The sequence below is a fragment of the Halorussus litoreus genome, from assembly GCF_003382685.1.
In the GTDB taxonomy this organism is placed as follows: Archaea; Halobacteriota; Halobacteria; order Halobacteriales; family Haladaptataceae; genus Halorussus; species Halorussus litoreus.
The window spans coordinates 1-2,326 of sequence record NZ_QLVG01000094.1 but is presented as its reverse complement, the minus strand read 5'-3'; the positions used below and the strand labels follow the sequence as shown (position 1 = coordinate 2,326).

At 60.8% G+C, this 2,326-nt stretch carries 4 protein-coding genes and 1 pseudogene; 1 reads left to right on the top strand and 4 read right to left on the bottom strand.

Features of this window, described 5'->3' with window-relative positions:
• The coding region (locus DPQ64_RS18405; RefSeq protein WP_198662206.1) for a hypothetical protein at positions 1-257 on the bottom strand (257 nt) is incomplete at its 3' end.
• An 8-nt stretch (positions 258-265) separates the two neighbouring features.
• Entirely contained in the window at positions 266-685 is a 420-nt protein-coding gene (locus DPQ64_RS18400; RefSeq protein WP_049987713.1) for a hypothetical protein, read from the bottom strand.
• A 165-nt stretch (positions 686-850) separates the two neighbouring features.
• Between DPQ64_RS18400 and DPQ64_RS18395 the strand changes: the two genes are divergently transcribed.
• A complete protein-coding gene (locus tag DPQ64_RS18395) occupies positions 851-1,471 on the top strand; it encodes an SDR family oxidoreductase (protein WP_012289566.1) in 621 nt (206 codons plus the stop codon).
• A 158-nt stretch (positions 1,472-1,629) separates the two neighbouring features.
• On the opposite strand, the gene DPQ64_RS19695 is transcribed toward DPQ64_RS18395, so the two are convergent.
• Entirely contained in the window at positions 1,630-1,995 is a 366-nt protein-coding gene (locus DPQ64_RS19695; RefSeq protein WP_012289567.1) for a DUF7568 family protein, read from the bottom strand.
• A 130-nt stretch (positions 1,996-2,125) separates the two neighbouring features.
• Positions 2,126-2,326, bottom strand: a pseudogene (locus tag DPQ64_RS18385) (hypothetical protein); the annotation flags it as partial.

Below are 2,326 nucleotides of genomic sequence, written 5' to 3'. Positions count from 1 at the left end.
TATCGAGCCTCGAGTGGGTCGATCTCTCCGGCGTGGACGAGACTCGTCTCTGAGTCCGCCTCTTCGTGAAGAAGATCGACGAGTGCGAACTGCGCGCAGGCAGTGAACGAACACGCCTCGTTCTGACACCAGACGTCGGCGTAGGCGATGTCGGTCTGCTCGCCTGCATAGACGGGTTTCCCAATACCAAGCTGCGAGTCGCAGCCGTCGCGAGGGCAGATCGGTTCGATACGCGTGAATGTGGGCGTGTCTTCCATTGAATTCATCAGTAAGGGTCGTAGCTCGGCGTGATATCGCCGGTCAGGACGCTGCTCTCGATGGCGTTGCTCTCGCCGCCTTCGAGGTCGATGATGCGATAGACGGCGTCGCCGCTCCACTCGCAGTCTTCATCGGAACACTTCGCGCTCGCGTACGCGCCGTTCTCGTTGTTCAGATGGACACTCAGGAGATCGAGACGCTCGCTGCAGAGCGGACACTCTGCTGGCACCTGCGCGTAGCGATACCCCGTCGCGATGGTGATGTCGTCCTGGTCCACTTCGACGCCGTGGCGCTCCCCGATTCGGTCACGGACTGCTACGCGAAGATCGTCCAGGAGTGCATGGCGCATTTCCTCATCGACGGGTAGCTCGACGCCGTCGACGGTGATCGTCAGCCGGTACGCTATCGTCTGGGTTGTATCGTCCATTCTGGTCACCTCTGGGGGCACATTCGCCTGCGCCCGCGCCCCTCTCGGGCGCTCAAAAACTACCTCGTGAAGGGCCGGTGGTGGTCTCTGATGACCGCTCTACCGGATCAGGAGCTTCCCCGAGTACGAATTCTTTTGGCGCTATCGCACGTCCGTTACGACGCCATGAACGTACTCATCGCAGGATCACACGGCGGGGTCGGCCAGCATATTACTGCGGTGCTGAGCGAAAGCGATCACACAGTCCAAGCGATGGTGCGCGAGGAGTCACAGGTCTCGGAGATGGAGGCCTTCGGCGTCGAGGTGGTCGTCGCGGACCTCACCGAGGACGTCTCCCACGCCGTCGACGGAAGCGACGCGATCATCTTCGCGGCGGGGTCTGGTGGCGAGGACGTCGAAGGCGTCGATCGAGACGGTGCAATCAGGCTAATCGACGAAGCCGAAGAGCACGGTGTCCCGCGCTTTGTCATGCTCAGTGCGATCAATGCCGACAACCCTGAGGAGAGTCCCGACGCGCTTCGGCCGTACCTCGAAGCCAAACTGGCGGCTGATGAGCATCTCCAAGCAAGCGAACTCACGGAGACGATCGTCCGACCAGGGGAGTTGACCAACGAGTCCGCAACCGGGCGGATCGAGGCAGCCCGTCGGGTCGAACGCGGCCAAGTCACCCGCGCCGACGTTGCCCGCACGCTCGGTACCGCACTCGACACGGAGAACACCTACGGGAAGACCTTCGAGATGATCGAAGGCGACGAACCAATCGAGAGCGCGCTCGAAACCGTTTGATCAGATTCGCCTTCCTCTGGCGCTGGTGCGACAGCCTCTCTGCACACGTCGCCGACTTCCTCACAGCGAACGGCATCGGCATCATCCCGAAATTCATCTTGGAGGGACTATTCTATGACACCTTCCGCTAACGAGCACGTGTCCTTCCGAACTCTCGTTCAGCGTTCAGGGCCGTAGATGATTGCTGACCGGCTTTCGTAGCCGCACTCTCGACATTCGAACCACCGTTGGACTTTCGCGCCGTCAGCACTCTTCTGGCCGACGACGACGTCGTCGTTCGGACACTCTGGACAGGGTAACTCAGGGTGGGGTCGCTTTCGGAGTTCATCGCGAAGCGAGGTAGCTTCTTTCGTCTCGAATCCGCGCGACCACACCGGGTAGCCGTCGACGAGGATCGCGGCACGCCACTTGTGGATATACGAGTCCGGCGCTCGGTGAAACACCGCGTGCGCGTTGGTCTCTGTGTTGCGATACGCTAGCTTCGGGGTACGGCTCTCACGCGTCCAATTTGTAATTCGTGGCATGGGTACTGATGCCCCCGCGTTCGGGAGGCTCGCAGTCGCTTGATTCGGGGATTGACTAGTCTCGCGAGTCGATATCTCGCTTCTCACCATCACTTACCCAACACAGCCAGTCGAACGAACTGGTTGTTGGTTACTCCTCGAAGAGACAGCGATCGGATGCATCGTCGCCGGCGAGCGTCTGCTGATCCTCGGTAGTATCGGCGAAGAGGTTCGACTGATCACTCTCGGACGATTGTTCTACCTCCGGACGGTCGTCGACGCCGAACTCACTCGCCTCGGGCCGATCGAGCCGTGAATCACGGTCGCGGTGGTCCACGTCCGCACCGAAGTC